Origin of the sequence: Rufibacter latericius (assembly GCF_003721515.1) — a bacterium.
GTDB classification, from domain to species: Bacteria; Bacteroidota; Bacteroidia; order Cytophagales; family Hymenobacteraceae; genus Nibribacter; species Nibribacter latericius.
Map to the genome: position 1 here is coordinate 195489 of NZ_RJJD01000003.1, position 15732 is coordinate 211220.

The following is a 15732-nucleotide window of genomic DNA, read 5'->3' on the forward strand; positions in this document are numbered from 1 at the left end:
TCAAGGTAAAGCTGCGGTTGTTTTAAGGTAACTTTTACTAAAAAGGCCTTGAAACAACCGCAGCTTTTGTTTTCAATCTTACCCTAATCTTGAAATCTCACTCTGGACGTACGCCAGAACTTGGGTAAACTGGCTGGGATGAAACCACTTGATCTCCGGGTCGCGGGTAAACCAGGTGAGCTGGCGTTTGGCGTAGCGGCGGCTGTTGCGCTTGAGTAACCTGACGGCTTCCTCATAAGGATAAGCGCCGTCCAGGTAGTCAAACAACTCGGTGTATCCAACGGTTTGTAGCGCCTGGTGCTGCCGATAAAGTAACATGCTTTCCACTTCCTCCAAAAGCCCCTGCTCCAGCATCAAGTCCATGCGTTGGTCAACGCGATCGTAGAGTTCCTGCCGGTCACGGTTCAGCCCGATCTTGAGGATATGAAAGTCCCGCTCCCGTTCTCCGCTTTTAACCCGGAAGGAAGAATACGGCTGTCCACTACTCAGGCAAACCTCCAACGCCCGTATTACCCGCTGGGGATTCTGCACATCAACTTGAATTGCGTATTCGGGGTCTAGTTCCTGAAGTTGTTGCACCAGAACCGGTAAGCCTTCCCGCTCCAATCTTTGAGTCAGTTCTTCCCGGATGCCGGGCAAGATCTCGGGCATGGCATCCAGTCCTTCACACAGTGCCCGAACGTAAAGTCCAGATCCGCCCGTGGCGATGACCACCTGATGCTCTAGAAACAGCTTCTGCAGCAAATGCAAGGCATCTTCTTCAAAGGCCCCGGCATTATATTCCTCCAAAATGGAGTGGGAATCAATAAAATGATGGACAACGCCTCCCTGCTCCTCTGGGCTGGGTTTCGCGGTCCCGATGCTTAATTCGCGGAAGAACTGCCGGGAGTCCATGGACAATATCTCGGTTTGGAAATGCTGGGCTAATTGGACGCAGAAATCAGTTTTACCTACAGCGGTGGGGCCCACCACTACAATTAAAAATCGGGGCTGCTTCATTGAATTCCGGCGTATAGGTCAACAAGGTGTTGCTTTTCGGTCTGCCAGTTCCACTCCTCGCGGGCACGCAGGCAGTTTTGCCTTAACCGTTGGTAGGTTTCCTGGTCGTGCAGCAAAGTTAATAGCGCAGCCCGTACTTCCTCTACCTGCGTATTTGCGAAAAGGGCTACTTCATGGAGAGCATTTAACTGCTGGTACTCGGGAAAGGGTACGCAAACCTGCGGGATGCCGCCCTGCACGTAGTCAAAGAACTTATTGGCCAGCGAGTAGAAGTAACTTAATCCTTGATTTTCCAGCAGCATGACGCCAGCCAAGGCCCGGGACGTAACCTCAGCCAATGCATCCGGAGCCAGGTTTCCCTTGAAAGTGACTTTGTCTTGTAAACCTAACTCAAGGGAAAGGGCTTCAAGTTGAGGCCTTAACGGCCCCTCGCCACAGATGACTAACCTCGCGGGTACCTGTTGCATGGCTTGCAGGGTTACTTCCAGTCCCCGGCCCACGTTCAGAGCCCCCTGGTAGATAAAATAAGGGGAAGTTTGCGGCACGGGCAAGGCAAACTGGCGAAGAGGCATGTTCCGGATCAGGTGCACGGGTCGTTGGTATTTCTCCTGAAAGTAGGTTACCAGGGAGGCACTGACGGTATAGGCGAGCGAGGCCCGTTTAAAGGCCATTTTCTCTAAAACTGCCCAAAAACCCTTCACCAAGGGACGGTTAACTACCTCCGGCATTTCTGGGAAAAGTTCATGGGCATCAAACACCAGGGGCTTCCGGCGCCAGGTAACGGTTAGCAGCCCAGCGAGGGCGGTATCAGCGTCTACTACCCCGTAGATATCAAACCGATGCCTTAAAAACCAGAAGACCAGGCGCAGGTTAAACTCCAGGTAAAACAAGGGTCCTTTCAGGAAAAGACACTTAAAAAGGTGTTGCTGGAAAGGCCTCTTCGGCAAATCAGAAGAAGTGGGCACCTTTCGGCCAACCAAGGTCACGTCATACCCGGCTTGAGTCAGAGAGGAGGCAATCCGCTGCATTCGTTGGTCATGGGTAAGATCGGTGGTGACCGTGAAAACAATGGATTTAACCATATTCAGGGATATTCAAGGTTGCGGGTGCCTTCTATGTAAAAAAACCAATTTTTCGGTTATTTTTGCTAAAATAGCTGTTTTCCCGCCAAGTACCTTCAAAAGGAAATCAGCTACTTGTAAAGCAGACCTAAGCAGATGACACAGAGCACCACAGCAGTAAACAGGACAGCCCAAAAAGCCGCAGCATCGCAGTTGATTGACTTTGCGGAGCATGTGAGCGGTAGCCGGAAATACATGTTTGTGTGCACTACTGATGGCACCCTGCTGGCCACGAACCAACAGGCAAAAGAGGCCATTTTCAAAGGGGAGGACATTCCCGAGGAAATGAACATCAAGGAAATGTTGGACGAGAAGCAGAGCCATGACTTTGACCGCAACGTGCGCCTGCTGCGTTCCCGCAAGAACTTAAGCGGTTTCTTTCAGCCCAAAGTCAAGATTCTGGATACCAACTTGCTGTACTTCAAATCCAGCCTGGTGCACCAGGACGGATTTGAACTGTTGTACATTGCCGTGCGGGCGGCCTCGGCCGAGGTGATGCCTGCCGGGGACATGTTCGCTACAGAATCCAGCTACCGCACTATTTTTGAGGAAAGCACCGAGCCTTTGTTTATCCTGGATAAAAAGGGTCTGTTCATTGACATGAACAAAGAAACAGCGGGCTTAATACAGGTAGAAAAGCAGCAACTGGTGGGCAAGAGCGTTTTTGAGGCATTTGACTTAAATCCCTCTGAAAGGATCGCTTTTCGGAAAAGGATTTTGCAGGCTTGTGAGGGCAAAACCCAGCGGTTCGACTGGTGGTTTAAGAGTAGTGACGGTACCCATTTCCCGCTTTGGCTGTCCTTCAGGTGTGGTAAATACTTCGGTCAGGATGTGATTCTGGGCACAGCCAAACCCATGGAAGATTCCCGCGGAACCTCAGAAGGCGGTCGGCAACGACAGGAACAGCAGGAATTCATGGCCAAGCTCCTTCCCCTGCTCAACAACCTGAAAACCGCGGATGACATTCTTACAAGGGTGCTCCATGAGCTGGTTTCCCATCCCAACATCTGCGGAGGCGGTGTGTTTGTGTTCCAACCTTCCACCCGACTGGTGCAGCTGATTTCCTGCAAGGGAGACCAGACATCCCTGTTAAAAGATAAAAGCGTGCTGGCCCTGAATCCTGATTTTTTAAGCCAGCTGGAGAATAAAAACAAGAACCGGTCGCTGTTAAGTATTTCGCGCAACTTTCAGCACCTTTTCAATAAACGGGAGGTACTGGCTATGCCCATCAGCACAGACAAACAGTACCTGGCCACCATCATCCTGCTGATAGATGATGCCATGAACATGACTACTAGCCTCACGGAGTTCATCAATCATTTAGGCTTCGAAGTCAGTTCCTACCTTTCCAGGTTTGAACTGCGGCAGGAGTTGCATTACTCAGAGGGGAAATACAAGACCCTGTTTGAGTCTTCCAACGACTCCATCTTCCTGCTTAACCATACCCAGATAGCTGACTGTAACTTCCAGGCCACGGTTCTCCTGGACTGTGACAAACAGAACATCATCGGTAAACGATTGGCTGATTTCTCCCCGGGTTTACAGGCAGACCATTCCTCTTCGGTAGAGAAATCGCTGCACCTGATTGAAAGCACCTTACACGACGGACAGCCCCGTAGCCTGGAGTGGCGCATTGAGAAATCTGACGGCACCATTCTGGACAGTGAAATCAGTTTCAGTGCCATTATGCTGGAGGGCGTGAGTTTTGTCCAGTGTATTGTGCGCGACATCACTTCCCGCAAAGAAGCCCAGGCTTTGATCCGTCGGCAGGAGGTACTACGCGAATCCATGCACCAGTTCCGCTCTTTCCTGAGTCAGGTAAACTTGGCTTACGTGAGCATGGACCTGGATCTGCGGGTGGTGTACGTGAACGATTATTTCCTGCAGTACACGGGCTATAAGCGTGAAGAAGTCATCGGGCAGAATTATTATGAGTTGTTCGTTCCAGAGAAGGAAAGAGCTACCAGAATCCAGGAAATCCGGAAGGCGCTGCAAAACCAGACCTTGCGCAGCTATTATGAGTGGGACCTGATCACCAAATCGCAATCGGTGAAGATCCTGCGCTGGAACATCATGTTCGAGATGGACGTGGAAGGCAAAGTGGTAGGCATTACCGCCGTAGGGAAAGACATGACTGACAAGCGGATTGCCATGGAAGCCCTGAAGGACAACAAAATCCGGCTCCAGGACCTCTTTGACAATGCCCATGACTTAATCCAGAACATCTCCACCGACAATAAATTCATCTTCGTTAACCGCGCCTGGAAAGAGAAGCTGGGGTACAATGATTTCGATATTGAGAACCTTACCCTCAATGACATTGTGCACCCCTATTATAAGGCCAAGCTCATTTACCAGCTCCGCAACCTGTACAAGGGCGAGGATGTAAATAAAATAGAAACGGTTTTCCTGACCAAAAGCGGCAAGCCGATTCACTTGATTGGCAGTATCAACTGCAGCTGGCAAGACGGCAAACCCATTGCCACCCGCGCCATCCTCCACGACATTACTGACCGGATCAAGGCTGAGCGCCTGCAGAAGGTATATTACAGTATCGCTAACCTGGCTATCAGCTCCAAAGATTTGCCGTCTTTGTACAGCGCCATTCACCGGGAACTCAGCAAGATTATTGAGACGCACAACTTCTACATCGCCCTGTTTGACGAGGAGAAAGACCTTATCAACTTCGTGTACTATGTAGACCAGCTCTCGAATGTGCCGGCAGCACCTCGGCCTTTCTCGCTGGGCATGACCGAGTACATCATCAAAACCGGCAAACCTCTGTATGCCTCCAAAGCCGATTTCATGGAATTGGTGAACAACGGTAAGATTGAGGTGAACGGGGTAGTGCCGGAGGTGATGCTCTCCTCCCCTCTTTCCATTGGTGAACGCATCATTGGGGTAATTGCCGTACGCGACTACAAGAACCCCGAGGCCTACGTGCAGACAGATATTGAGATTCTTCACTTTATCTCCAACCAGGTAGCCCTGGCTATTGAGCGGAAAAGAAACGAGGAGCAGATCAACATCCAGAACGCCCGCCTGAAGGCCATTTTTGAAAGCGGCACCCATTTGATGTGGTCCATCAACCGGCAATACCAGTTAACTTCCTATAACCAAAATTTCTCCAGTGAAATCCAATCATGGTCAGGGAATGCACCGGCAGTAGGCAATAAACTGAGCCAGGTGGTGAGTTCCATTGTTTCCCAGGAGTACTTCCGGTTGATAAAGGAGGCTTATGAAAGGGCATTTACCGGCCAGCCGCAGCAGTTTGAGGTGGAGTTGCATCATCCCAACGGGACCAATTTCTGGCGCGAAGTGTTGCTGAACCCTATTTACCTGGAAGACGGCAGCTTTGAAGACGTATCGGCCATTGCCTTGGATATCACCGAGAAGAAGATCTCACAGCTTTCGTTGGCCGTGAATGAAGAGAAGTTCCGGCAGATTTTTGAGTCTTTTCAGGATTTGTACTACAAAACAGACATGCAGGGCCAGTTCCAGCTGATCAGCCCTTCCATGCAAGAGGTGTTGGGGTACACCCCAGACGAGGCCATGCGCATGAACGCTAACGAACTCTATGCCCATCCAGGGGATAGGGACGAATTGCTGCGTATGCTCTTTGAGCAGAAAAGCGTCAGGAACTTCGAGACTGCCCTTCTAACGCCTCAGAAACAGGAAATTGAGGTGTTAATCAACTCCCGCCTCATTCTGAACGCTGATCAGGAACCCGTGGCCATTGAAGGTGTTTGCCGCGACATCACTGAACTGAAAGACACCCAACGCGAGTTGATCAGGGCGAAAGAAGTAGCCGAGAATTCCTTGCAGGTGAAAAACCAGTTCCTGGCCAACATGAGCCATGAATTAAGGACCCCTATGAACGGGATCATTGGCATGATTGACGTGTTGCATCATACGGCTAACAACGAGGAGCAGATGGACTACATAGACACCCTGCGGAAGTCCTCAGATGCCTTGCTGGAGATCCTGAATGACATTCTGGACCTTTCTAAGATACAGGCGGGTAAACTGCAGTTGAATTTAGGCGGTATTGATCTTTATAACTCCTTGGAGAGAATTCATGCCCTGTTTGCCAACCGCGCCGTTCAGAAAGACCTCACTTTCACCTTTGACATCTCAGAGGATACCCCGCGGTACATCGTCACCGATGAAACCCGTTTACTGCAGGTTTTATCAAATCTGACCTCAAACGCCATCAAGTTCACCAACGAAGGCAGCGTGCGGGTAGAAGTGAGCAGAGTGAGCGGAGAGGGCGAGGCGCATAAACTCATATTCCGGGTGAAAGACTCTGGAATTGGCATCAGTGAAGAAGATATACAGTTACTTTTCACCAATTTTACTCAGTTGGATAACTCCTCTTCTAAAACCTTCGGAGGAACCGGGCTGGGGCTGGCAATCTCTAAACAACTAAGCGAACTATTGGGCGGTGAGATTGGCGTAGAGTCTCAGGCCGGGAAAGGAAGTACGTTCTGGTTTACCATCAAATGCCAGGAAGCTGAGAACATCAACCAGATCCATGAGCAGCTCCAGCTATCCAAGGAACTGGAAGAAGTGGGCACCTTTGATCCCGAGCCGGTATTGCTCCTGGTAGATGACAACCAAATAAACCAGAAAGTAGCGTTAAAACTTCTGGAACGAATGGGTTGCCACGCTGACGTTGCTTCTAATGGCTATGAGGCTATTGAGAAAGCCACCAATAAAACCTACGACCTCATCTTCATGGACATTCAGATGCCCGAGATGGACGGAGTCACCGCTACGCACGAGCTTAAAAAGCTTTTAGGGGTTGATTGTCCGCCTATTGTGGCCATGACGGCATACTCCATGAAAGATGATGCAGAGAAGTTTCTGAACAAAGGACTGGACGATTATATCTCTAAACCGGTTAAGATTGCAGACCTGCATGACCGGATTATGAAATGGCTGGGCAACGGAGTACCCGCAGAAACCCAACCAGATGAAAATATTTCTGATCTAAATACGGTGCCTGAAAGTGCCGACTTTGCGCTGGATATGAGCGTGGTAGAGCAACTCAGAAGCATAGGCGGAGACGAGTTTGCCCTGCAGTTGTACGTTGATTTTGAGGAAGAAACCTCTGAATTATTGGAAGAAGCCAAAAAAGAAGTGGACGCACAACATTATGAGAGTATTTTAAGTACACTGCATCAAATCAAGGGGACAGCCTCCACCTTGGGCCTTGACTCTGTATCTACCCTTGCCCAAGAACTGGAGCACGACATTAAAAAAGGGAAATTCACATTTGTTGACACCACCTTTTCTGATTTAGAGTCAAGTTTTACTAATTTTAGAGCAAACTATCGAAATAAAATCTTATCGAACTAGCCATGGCCGAGTCTAAAACCATTTTGATTGCAGAGGATAGCTCTGTGATTCTGAACCTTACCAAGAAAATCCTAGAACTGCAGAACTACACGGTAGTGTCGGCCAAGAACGGCGGAGAAGTTCTAAAAAAGGTGCAGGATCAGAAAATAGACGCTATCCTAATGGATTTGAACATTCCGGTAAAAAACGGAATGGAATGCACCCGTGAGATTCGCGCCAACCAGGATCCGCAGATCGCTCAAATTCCCATTATTGCTGTTACGGGTAATGCGAACAACTACACATTAGAACAATTCAAAGAAGCGGGTATCAACGCGTACCTCCCTAAGCCTCTGGACTTTGACATGCTGGTGCAGACCGTAAAGGAATACGTGCACTAAGACGTCTTCAATTTAAAATAACATATGCAGCTGAAATATACCCGGCCCTTTTTAAACCGGTTAGAAGATATTTTTGCAGAGTCTGAGTACATGCTGCGATATGAGAAGGGTACCTTTAAATCAGGTTTCTGTATTTTGAAGGACACCAAAGTAGCGGTAGTGAATAAATATTTCCCTTTGGAAGGGAAAATCAACTGTCTGGTGGAGATTCTCCGGGCGGTGGACTTACGTCCGGAGAGTCTGCGCCCTGAAAGTCAGGAGCTGTACCTGGCCATCAAACACCAAACTATAACGTCTGCGTGAAAATAACCTTCTTAGGATCTGGCACCTCTCAGGGCGTACCCGTCATTGGGTGCGAATGCGAGGTTTGCCGTTCCTTAGATTACAGAGACAAGCGGCTGCGGGTTTCTATTCTGGTGGAGGTAGACGGAAAATCTCTGATCATTGATGCAGGACCTGATTTCAGGCAGCAGATGCTGCGTGAGCGGGTGAAACGGGTAGACGCCGTACTTTTTACCCACGAACACAAAGACCACACCGCTGGTTTGGATGACATCAGGGCTTTCAATTTCATGCAGCACATTGACATGCCCCTGTACGCCGATCAGCGGGTCCTTAATCAGTTACAGCAGGAATTCAGCTACATCTTCACCAACAAAACGTACCCCGGGGTGCCCCGGGTTGAATTGAACCCTATCCAGAATGAACCCTTTCAGGTCCACGGCATCACCATCACCCCTATAAATGTATTGCACCACCGGTTGCCGGTGTTCGGCTTCCGGATCGGGGATTTCACCTACATCACCGATGCCAATTACATCTCAGAAACGGAGAAGAAAAAAATCAAAGGCTCAAAAATTGTGGTCTTAAACGCCCTTCGCAAAGAGCCGCATATTTCCCACTTCTCCCTTTCTGAAGCTTTGGCAGTATTGGAGGAACTGGAACCGGAGCAAGCCTATTTAACCCACATCAGTCATTTACTGGGGCTGCACCGGGTAGTGGAAAAGGAATTGCCTTCCTTTGCGAAGCTGGCCTATGACGGGCTCGCCCTTACCTTATAACCGTGCATCAGAATTACTTCTTTTTACGGAAATTAGCCTATAAGCTTGACTCAGAGCTACGCGGCTTTACCCTGCAAGCAGCTTTCAGCCAGGAAAAAGACGAGCTGATGCTAGCTTTTTACCAAGGGGAGCGCGAGTTCTATATTAAAGCCATTCAGACATCCACTTTTTCCAGCCTGCAATTTCCGCAGAACTTTAATCGGGCTCGGCAAAATTCCGTGGATCTGTTTTCTGCGCTTATTGGAGAAGAAGTGCAGGAGGTACGCGTACACCAACAGGAACGGAGCTTTTATATCAGGTTCTCGAACCATCGAGTGCTGCTGTTCAAACTCTTTGGTAACCGGTCTAATGTGGTTTTGTTTGTGGAAGATGAGGCAGTGGAGTTGTTTCATAAGAAGCTTTCCAAAGACCTGGAGCTGGACTACCGGCAGATGGACCAACCTTGGCACCTGGAAAAGGAGGCTTTTCTCCAGGCTCCTCTAAACCTCCGGAAACTGCTGCCTACCCTAGGGGATGTTCCCTGGCTGTATTTGCAGGAAAAAGGCTATGAAAACCAAAACCCAGCCCAACAATGGGAAATGGTACAGGAGATGCTTTCCCTATTAGAGAATCCTCCCTCCTATCAACTTATTACTATCAATAAGCTCCTCCGGCTTTCGCTTCTTCCTTTAGGAGACATCTTGGATTCCTTTTCTGACCCAATTACGGCCCTTAACGCCTTTGTACCCCAATATCGGGCACAAGAGTACTTCCAGAAGAACTATGCCGCCACCCACCGTCAAATTAGCCGACAACTGGAGGGTGCTCAGAAGATCTGGTGGCAGATTCAGGAGCAGTTAGAAAAGTGGCACCACGGCACCCCCTATTCCCAAACCGCTGATGTGATCATGGCCAATCTCACCAACATCCCAGCGGGCAGCAAAGAAGTGGAATTATATGACTTCTACACTGATGCCAACCGGGTGATTAAACTCAGCGCTACAGAAACGCCCCAGAAAACGGCCGAGCGGCTTTACCGAAAAGCCAAAAACCAAAAGATAGAACTCCAACTCCTGGAAGAAAGATCCACCCGCAAGGAAGAAGAAGTAGAACGCCTTACCCGCCAATTACAGGAACTGGAAAGCCTGGGGAACGCCCCACAGCTACGGCAATTTCTGAAACAGTACACCCCTACCCAGGCCGTGAGCCAGGTGGAGTTACCCTATCATACCTTCGAAACCATGGGGTTTAAAATTCTGGTAGGCAAAAACGCTAAGGCAAACGACAAGCTGACCCTAAAACACACCCACAAAGATGACCTTTGGCTGCACGCCAAAGATGTTCCTGGCTCTCATGTAGTCATCAAATTCCAATCCGGAAAAACGTTTCCCCTGCCCGTGATTCAAACGGCAGCCCAGTTGGCGGCCTTTTACTCCAAGCGGAAAAGCGATAGCCTCTGTCCGGTTCTGTACACCCCAAAAAAGTACGTCCGTAAAGCCAAAGGAGCCACACCAGGCTCTGTAATAGTAGAACGAGAAAAGGTCCTCCTGGTGAAGCCGGAAAATCCTTTTAAGCAATTCTAACAACTACATAGTAATCGTTTTAGGCCTGGTTTGCTTAATTCAAGCCTAAAACAGAGAAGTCCTTTGGTGTTCCAAAGGACTTCTCTGTTTTTCAAGGAAGACGGCTTAGTCTAAGCCAATATAAATCCAAGGGTTACAACCCATTTCTTCAAGGGGCTACTCCAACCTTATGAACTCCACTGAGACGCTTTGGCGAACCGAAGGTTTAAGTTCGTCTGTGGAAGGGTCATAGTACTGCGATTGGTAATTCTCCCAAGACCATGTCATCACACCCCCTCTTATCTTAAGCAAATACTTTTCTACCGGGCTGTTCTCAAGGACGAGGTAGTCCTTGCCGTTTTCTCTTACGATATAGTAGCTATTCGGCGAAATAGTGACCTTATATGTTCCAAAGGTGGTCTCCCCGAATACGTACTTCCCATTAAGGCCGTGTACTTCCCGGTATAACTCCCGATTAGCCTGATCAAAAAAGATGGATGTTGTGCGGTTTTCTTTCCATTCGCCAAGGATTTGTTTGCTAAGAGGAACTGGATCTTCATCTTTACAAGACACCAAAGCAAGAAGGAACAACAAGGGAAGAAAACAATGCTTTCTCATGGAAACCTCGGATGGATTGATTAATATAAAGATGTTTTCTATGTAGCAAAGCATAAGCCCAGTCATCCCAAAAGCCAGAAATCATTTAGGCAAGAAGACAGGATTACCTTGAGATGCTTCGGGTCGATAAAGAACAACGGGAACCCACGGGAAGGTCACCTACCAGAAGGATGGGCTAAATAGCTTTAAGAACGCGCTGTAAGGAATTAAGGCGCAATAAGTAGGTTTCTTCGTGTTAGGAATAAGATTGCCTTAGAGAGGGTCGGTAAACTTAGGAGTTCGCAGCCAATCCATTGCAGCTTCTTTATCGTTGAAGGCCCTGAACTGAATTTTGGAGTTTTCTTGATGGAAAATTTCAGTGACGGTTGACACAGCTCGTGATTCAAGGTTCTGAATAGAGTTGTTCAGCCTTGCCAATCGCTCAAGCTGGGTGGAGGTAAGTTTTAAGATAAAGTCCTTCACGGTAGCATGGTACACCCTATCCTCCATTTTAACTACGGAAACATCACTAGAATCCAGGAGAAGGTTCTTAACGACATAACTCACTACATTCTCGGACACTACTTCAAGAGCATGCTTTAGCTCCCTTGCACCAAACTCTTCCACGTTGGGAAGTTTGGCGAACATGATGTCGTCGGCTGGTTCGTAGCTGATGGTGATTAACCAATTTTTGAGAATGACCATGTTAGGAAACTTTCCTAAATCTAAAACCAAGGTACCAATTCAGAAACCTAGACTAGTTGAAAAGTCCTTTATGGCCGATGAATTAATCTAACGGCTCGTTGAATGTATCTTGTCGTAATATAAAACCGTGGCAAATCTTACCAGTTTGAAGAAATTGGAGACAAGCAGCAACTGGATTAGTTTTGGCAAAATTCTGCCAAAAGAGAATTTAGGGCTTCCTCCATTAAAGGCTTAGGGATGATACCAAGCAAGTTAAATTCCTTTGCTTTTTCAATATCCCTCGGATCAGAGGAAGAGGACAAAAGGACCACTTTGGGAGAGCAGCCTAAGTGCATTGAGGCGTAAGCCTCCAGGAATTCGAAGCCGTCCATAACAGGCATGTTGATGTCCACCACAACAAGGTCCAATATACAACTGCCCACTTCTTTTGCACAACAGGTGTCAAGCAACATTTGGGAGGCCTCTTTTCCATCTCTGGCAGTTAGAATTTCCTCTGCAATGCCCATTTTACTTATAAGCCGGGAATTCAAAAAAGTAGTGACTTCGTCATCGTCAATCAACAATACCTTGTTCAGTTTCTTAATCATTCTTCAAGTTTGAACAGCGATCCAGCAAATACCCAAGGTATTCACCCTCATTTAACACAAAAAAGAAAAAGCCTTGTAACTCTTTAAGTTACAAGGCTTAAATCAACAGTGCGCGCGGGGAGATTCGAACCTTTGTTATTCTATATAACTCTTTAGGAAACAAAGACCTTTAATTGGCTTTCCTGCCTGCTTTATTATCCATAAATTACTATGGATTCAGGGAGAATCACGCACACCATCACGCACACTAGCCTTGCATACTCAATGGAAACTCGGTTTTATCTGCACACGAAGGTAAACAAAAACGGCGAGCAGGCAATTTATGCCGAGATCCGGTCACCTTGGCTTCGGGACCCCATCACTGACCGGCACGAGCTCCGGATGTCCACGGGTTACTCCTGCCTGGCGGGGCCCACTTCAGCAAGGAAGGCCAGAAGGTGGGCTCCAAGCAAAAGAACTTCAAGGTGATCAACAACCACCTGCGCCGATTTGAGCTTTTGGTGGGCGAGAAACTGGAAGCCGCCAGGGTAGCCAAAAGGAAGCTCCTGAAGGAACAACTCAGGGCTAAGGTACTGGAAGAACTGCAGCCCGAGAAACTCCTCAGGGAGCAGGAAAACGCCAAAGGAACCCATCATGAACCCGTCACCTTCCGGGATTGGTATGAGGTGTGGGCCAAGAACAACCGGGGCCGGGTATCCGAGAAGCACCTTAAGAATGGCCGCACGGTGGTGGAGCACTTGGAGAAGTTCGCCGGCGAAGGCTTCACCCCTTCCGTGATCAACGAGGCCTTCATTGCCGACTACCATGAATACCTAGCCGAAACCGAAGAGATCTTTGACCGAACCGCGGCCAAACACATCGGGTGCATCAAAAGCACCCTTACCCAGGCAGGCATCAACGTGCACGGGCTGGACTGGCTGGACATTGCCGCCACCAAGAGCTCGGCGGGCATCGTGTTCACCCGGGAAGAGCAGGCGAAGATCGCTGCCTTCGATCCGGAGACCGCCTCAGCGGAGGCCCTTGCAGGCCTACCAAAGGAAGCAGGGGAAAAGAGCAAGGAACTACGCTCACAGGACCTAAGAGCGCGTAGGGCCTCTCTGAGCCTCGCCAAGGACCTGATGGTGTTCATCTTCAAGACAGGACCTAGGTGGTCAGACCTGCACAACCTGGACCCCAGCAACGTGTATGACTTTGACCTTCCGGGAGGCCAAGCGGTGAAGGTGCTGGAGTACTACCAGATCAAGGGAGGCAAGCAGAGAGAGTTCCCCTGCCGGGTAGCGCTGGACCAGGAGGCCGCGGCCATCGTGGCCAAGTACCAAGGGAAACAGAAGAAGCTCCTCCCCGTCCCTTCCAACCAGAAGCTGAACGAAGCCTTAAAGGAGGTATGCCGGTTGGCTGGTATCAAGGCTCCTGTGAAGCGGGTGCGTTACAAACACGGGAAACGGGTGGAGAAATCCTTTGAGAAGTGGGAGCTGGCCAGCTGTCACCGCTGCCGAGCGACCTGTGCCACAAACCTGTTTGAGGGAGGCGCCAATGATCGGACTGTGCAGGACGTGCTGGGTCATGATGACCCGAGGTCTACCCGGATCTATGTGAGGAACGCTGACCGGGAGCAGTTTGCCAAGACGCTGGCAGCGTTTGAGCGAATAGCTAAAAAGTAAAGACTTACATAAACATGTAGAATCTCCCGTTTAGTCCCAGACAACTTGTCCTCAACCATTTGTTAAACTAATTCTTTTATCCTTGTAACCATGACAAATTAAGTTTATAATGTTGAAATTCGTGCTTTCAAGCTGATACTTAGGACCTACTACTAAATATATAACAACCAATAAACGAAAAAGTTTTAACTTTTAACGGATTATTTCATTTTCTTATAAAATATAACCCCCAACCCTGTTGAGGTAGTATAACTCCGTCTTTGTGAACTTTTTTTAAGTGGTTACTAACTTGATCGTTCTCAGACTTGAATTCTTCAATTACGCCTATATCAAAAAAGTATACACACATATTCCTAGGAAAGAAAACATTGACTTCCATACCCTTGGTAAATGTACCTACACGAAAAATTTTTATGTTATCTTCCTTAATTGAATATGCCCTTTCCTCAATTTTCTCTACCGAATATACTTTTTTTCCAGTTAATTTTGTTTTGATAGTGTATTCGTGCCTTTCAACTTGGCCAATCTTTTTAGTTTTATGTTCTATCTGCCCATGAACTTTATTTGTTGCTGAATTAGCTGAGTCATTTACATATTCATTGCCATCTAACTTATATTCATTGCCATCTATTTTGTAAGAGGTGATGCCATTTTTAAAAAACTTCCCCTTTACATCTATAGTAGCATAAATATCAAGGTCTATATTATTCAATCCATGAGCTGGAATAATCTCATAACGTGAGGCCTGTTTATATGTAATCATTCCATTTTGTTCCAATTTTGAAATGTCAATTGTCACATGAAAGTTTCTATAATAATATTTTTTATCTCTTGGCAGGTAAGTTGAAAATATCATTTCGTTTATATCATTAGATACATCAGGGAATTTACTTTGGTACACAGCATTGGTTATATTTTTCCACAATTCAGGCAGATCTTTTCTCCTTTCAAGGAAGTGATTACCAAAAACTACTTTTTCTATCTCTTCCCTGAAAACACCAGAATACTGGAATGATTTAAGTACAGCAGCAAATACCCCTGAAGTCAAAATTGTAACACCTCCTGTTTTGAAAGCATATCTAGATGCTTTTCTTAAGCCTTCACTCCAATCGTATGTTCCTTTTAAACCATCTAAGAATTCTCCTGCCCACAAAAATATGATTCCTAAGACCCCCAAAATCAAAGGCAAATGACAACGTATATAATCTTTTAACTTTTCGATATTAATATTTTCCATAAATTGTATTTTAATTATTCTAATTAATAGATGGAGAATATACCAATTAAATTATTTTATCCCTAGTAAAGTTAAAATTTAATGAGCCGTTCAAGGATGTGACCTAGGAACTAACACATAAAACTGACAATCTAACACCGTTTTACTCTAATCTCAACGGGAAAGAACCTAGCCCCCCTAGGAGAACATCTACTCAGAACACGTTGACAGCTGATTAATCTTCGAGATCGGGGAAATAGGCCCAACTAACATAACTTATTATTTATCAAAGCAACATTGGTTCGATCCCAAATGGAATCGAACCAAGATCAGGTTTAAAAAAGGGGTTGATGTAACGAGCGGATTCGAACTAAAGCAATACCTCCTTAATTTCACTTGATTGATTTTTGGCTTTAAAAATCTGAAAAGCATTAGGTCTTTGCTTCGATCCCAAACAGGATCACACCAGACTAATCCAAAAGGAGGTAATTGAAGAGGGAGCA

The 15732-nt window shown here is 47.3% G+C and carries 13 protein-coding genes; 7 read left to right on the forward strand and 6 right to left on the reverse strand.

Annotated elements, in window-relative coordinates:
- Nucleotides 1–78: 78 nt before the first annotated feature.
- Together miaA and EFB08_RS06480 are read right to left on the reverse strand one after the other, a co-directional pair.
- Nucleotides 79–999: a tRNA (adenosine(37)-N6)-dimethylallyltransferase MiaA gene (gene miaA / locus EFB08_RS06475; protein WP_123126129.1), complete on the reverse strand. Its 921-nt coding sequence runs from the start codon at nucleotides 997–999 to the stop codon at nucleotides 79–81.
- The gene (locus EFB08_RS06480; protein WP_123126130.1) at nucleotides 996–2081 is read right to left on the reverse strand and encodes a glycosyltransferase; all 1086 of its coding nucleotides are present in this window, start codon (nucleotides 2079–2081) and stop codon (nucleotides 996–998) included. Before EFB08_RS06480 ends, miaA begins: the two co-directional genes overlap by 4 nt.
- Nucleotides 2082–2216: 135 nt before the next feature.
- On the opposite strand from EFB08_RS06480, the gene EFB08_RS06485 reads away from it, so the two are divergent.
- Genes EFB08_RS06485 through EFB08_RS06505 form a run of 5 tightly spaced genes read left to right on the forward strand, consistent with a single transcriptional unit; the run spans nucleotide 2217 to nucleotide 10484 of the window.
- Nucleotides 2217–7481 (forward strand): PAS domain S-box protein, encoded by a 5265-nt coding sequence (locus EFB08_RS06485; protein WP_123126131.1) that lies wholly within the window; start codon nucleotides 2217–2219, stop codon nucleotides 7479–7481.
- A 2-nt stretch (nucleotides 7482–7483) separates the two neighbouring features.
- A complete protein-coding gene (locus tag EFB08_RS06490) occupies nucleotides 7484–7861 on the forward strand; it encodes a response regulator (protein WP_123126132.1) in 378 nt (125 codons plus the stop codon).
- A 24-nt stretch (nucleotides 7862–7885) separates the two neighbouring features.
- Nucleotides 7886–8164: a hypothetical protein gene (locus tag EFB08_RS06495; protein WP_123126133.1), complete on the forward strand. Its 279-nt coding sequence runs from the start codon at nucleotides 7886–7888 to the stop codon at nucleotides 8162–8164.
- Nucleotides 8161–8922 carry an MBL fold metallo-hydrolase gene (locus EFB08_RS06500; RefSeq protein WP_123126134.1) on the forward strand — a complete coding sequence of 254 codons (762 nt, stop codon included), beginning with the start codon at nucleotides 8161–8163 and terminating at the stop codon, nucleotides 8920–8922. Before EFB08_RS06495 ends, EFB08_RS06500 begins: the two co-directional genes overlap by 4 nt.
- A gap of 2 nt (nucleotides 8923–8924) precedes the next feature.
- Nucleotides 8925–10484, forward strand: coding sequence for an NFACT RNA binding domain-containing protein (locus EFB08_RS06505; protein WP_123126135.1), 1560 nt, complete (start codon nucleotides 8925–8927; stop codon nucleotides 10482–10484).
- A gap of 156 nt (nucleotides 10485–10640) precedes the next feature.
- Here EFB08_RS06505 and EFB08_RS06510 read toward each other — a convergent pair whose 3' ends face one another.
- The 3 genes from EFB08_RS06510 to EFB08_RS06520 form a co-directional block, all read right to left on the reverse strand.
- Complete coding sequence (locus EFB08_RS06510; protein WP_125077660.1) at nucleotides 10641–11081, reverse strand: hypothetical protein; 441 nt, start codon at nucleotides 11079–11081, stop codon at nucleotides 10641–10643.
- 252 nt (nucleotides 11082–11333) lie between these two features.
- Entirely contained in the window at nucleotides 11334–11765 is a 432-nt protein-coding gene (locus tag EFB08_RS06515) for a hypothetical protein (protein WP_123126137.1), read from the reverse strand.
- Between the two features lie 176 nt (nucleotides 11766–11941).
- A complete protein-coding gene (locus tag EFB08_RS06520) occupies nucleotides 11942–12352 on the reverse strand; it encodes a response regulator (protein ID WP_123126138.1) in 411 nt (136 codons plus the stop codon).
- A 210-nt stretch (nucleotides 12353–12562) separates the two neighbouring features.
- On the opposite strand from EFB08_RS06520, the gene EFB08_RS23315 reads away from it, so the two are divergent.
- The gene (locus tag EFB08_RS23315; protein ID WP_125077661.1) at nucleotides 12563–12820 is read left to right on the forward strand and encodes a hypothetical protein; all 258 of its coding nucleotides are present in this window, start codon (nucleotides 12563–12565) and stop codon (nucleotides 12818–12820) included.
- A complete protein-coding gene (locus tag EFB08_RS06525) occupies nucleotides 12790–14013 on the forward strand; it encodes a tyrosine-type recombinase/integrase (RefSeq protein WP_123126139.1) in 1224 nt (407 codons plus the stop codon). Before EFB08_RS23315 ends, EFB08_RS06525 begins: the two co-directional genes overlap by 31 nt.
- A 205-nt stretch (nucleotides 14014–14218) precedes the next feature.
- Here the strand turns inward: EFB08_RS06525 and EFB08_RS06530 are convergent, their stop codons facing one another.
- Nucleotides 14219–15250: a hypothetical protein gene (locus EFB08_RS06530; protein WP_123126140.1), complete on the reverse strand. Its 1032-nt coding sequence runs from the start codon at nucleotides 15248–15250 to the stop codon at nucleotides 14219–14221.
- Nucleotides 15251–15732 lie beyond the last annotated feature (482 nt).

What these genes read in the sequence shown, in the direction of transcription:
- miaA (WP_123126129.1), bottom strand. Translation starts at nt 999, where the DNA reads ATGAAGCAGCCCCGATTTTTAATTGTAGTGGTGGGCCCCACCGCTGTA.
- EFB08_RS06480 (WP_123126130.1), bottom strand. Translation starts at nt 2,081, where the DNA reads ATGGTTAAATCCATTGTTTTCACGGTCACCACCGATCTTACCCATGAC.
- EFB08_RS06530 (WP_123126140.1), bottom strand. Translation starts at nt 15,250, where the DNA reads ATGGAAAATATTAATATCGAAAAGTTAAAAGATTATATACGTTGTCAT.
- EFB08_RS06495 (WP_123126133.1), top strand. Translation starts at nt 7,886, where the DNA reads ATGCAGCTGAAATATACCCGGCCCTTTTTAAACCGGTTAGAAGATATT.
- EFB08_RS06490 (WP_123126132.1), top strand. Translation starts at nt 7,484, where the DNA reads ATGGCCGAGTCTAAAACCATTTTGATTGCAGAGGATAGCTCTGTGATT.
- EFB08_RS06520 (WP_123126138.1), bottom strand. Translation starts at nt 12,352, where the DNA reads ATGATTAAGAAACTGAACAAGGTATTGTTGATTGACGATGACGAAGTC.
- EFB08_RS06515 (WP_123126137.1), bottom strand. Translation starts at nt 11,765, where the DNA reads ATGGTCATTCTCAAAAATTGGTTAATCACCATCAGCTACGAACCAGCC.
- EFB08_RS06510 (WP_125077660.1), bottom strand. Translation starts at nt 11,081, where the DNA reads ATGAGAAAGCATTGTTTTCTTCCCTTGTTGTTCCTTCTTGCTTTGGTG.
- EFB08_RS06485 (WP_123126131.1), top strand. Translation starts at nt 2,217, where the DNA reads ATGACACAGAGCACCACAGCAGTAAACAGGACAGCCCAAAAAGCCGCA.
- EFB08_RS23315 (WP_125077661.1), top strand. Translation starts at nt 12,563, where the DNA reads ATGGATTCAGGGAGAATCACGCACACCATCACGCACACTAGCCTTGCA.